Source organism: Lentibacillus salicampi (assembly GCF_004565465.1).
In the GTDB taxonomy this organism is placed as follows: Bacteria; Bacillota; Bacilli; order Bacillales; family Amphibacillaceae; genus Lentibacillus; species Lentibacillus salicampi.
The window spans coordinates 1-812 of record NZ_SRHY01000118.1; the positions used below are offsets into that span (position 1 = coordinate 1).

At 47.9% G+C, this 812-nt stretch carries 2 protein-coding genes; both read right to left on the reverse strand.

Features of this window, described 5'->3' with window-relative positions; all coding sequences use genetic code 11:
* Positions 1–12: 12 nt before the first annotated feature.
* A complete protein-coding gene (locus tag E4U82_RS19620; RefSeq protein WP_209300614.1) occupies positions 13–384 on the reverse strand; it encodes a DUF6948 domain-containing protein in 372 nt (123 codons plus the stop codon).
* A gap of 109 nt (positions 385–493) precedes the next feature.
* The coding region (locus E4U82_RS19625) for a hypothetical protein (RefSeq protein ID WP_209300615.1) at positions 494–812 on the reverse strand (319 nt) is incomplete at its 5' end.

Below are 812 nucleotides of genomic sequence, written 5' to 3' on the forward strand. Positions count from 1 at the left end.
GGCTTACATAAATTACTCATCTTGATTAGCCTCCTGTGCTGTGCGGATTGATTCTGCGGCCTTGCCCGAAATTGGGATAATTTCAATAGCCTGCAACCAGACGGAATCAACTGCACCAGCAATGCGGCTGTCTTCCTGCTTAATGCCATACAAAGCCACACCACTCAGGCTGATTGATTCTTTTGCCCACCAGCGCCACATGCGGCGCGCTTCTGTTAGGATTATTTCGTCACCTGCTTTCTCTTTCAAGCGGCCAAACCACACACCAGCGGAGTAGGTGCGGATAATTACTTCTTGACCGATTGCGAAGCCATTCAAACCTGATTTGGCGGCGGTCTTTTTTGCGCCTAACAGCTCGGCGAGTTCTTTAATAGTTACTTTCATGCTTATTCCTTCAGTTGGTTATACTACGTTGAAAAAAAAATCACTTACTGAGGCCGTCTGAATCAAACGGCCTGATAAGTAATTTGTAGGCTGCAAGTGCAGCCCTGTGTTATTTATCCCAACCGCCTGTTTTGCCTTGCCGGTGAACTTCATCGGCGAATGCTTCAGCAGCGGCGCGAACAGTCGTAGAATACAAATACTTCCCTTCATCTTCAGCCTTCATGCAAAACGCGTCCAGCGTGTCTTTGAAGCAACCTGCCCGAATTGTGATACCTTTGGTGTGCACGAATATATGTATTCGGCGCCCTGTGCCATCAACGTTTGCCATCGTGAAGAAGTCAATTACTTCGAGACCTTCGCAGCGAAACTTGGCACCAAATCTAACACCGTCACCGATTTTCGCGTAGTCACCAATTTCCACACAGTCG

Coding starts and splice junctions, on each gene's coding strand:
- E4U82_RS19620 (WP_209300614.1), bottom strand. CDS start 384: ATGAAAGTAACTATTAAAGAACTCGCCGAGCTGTTAGGCGCAAAAAAG.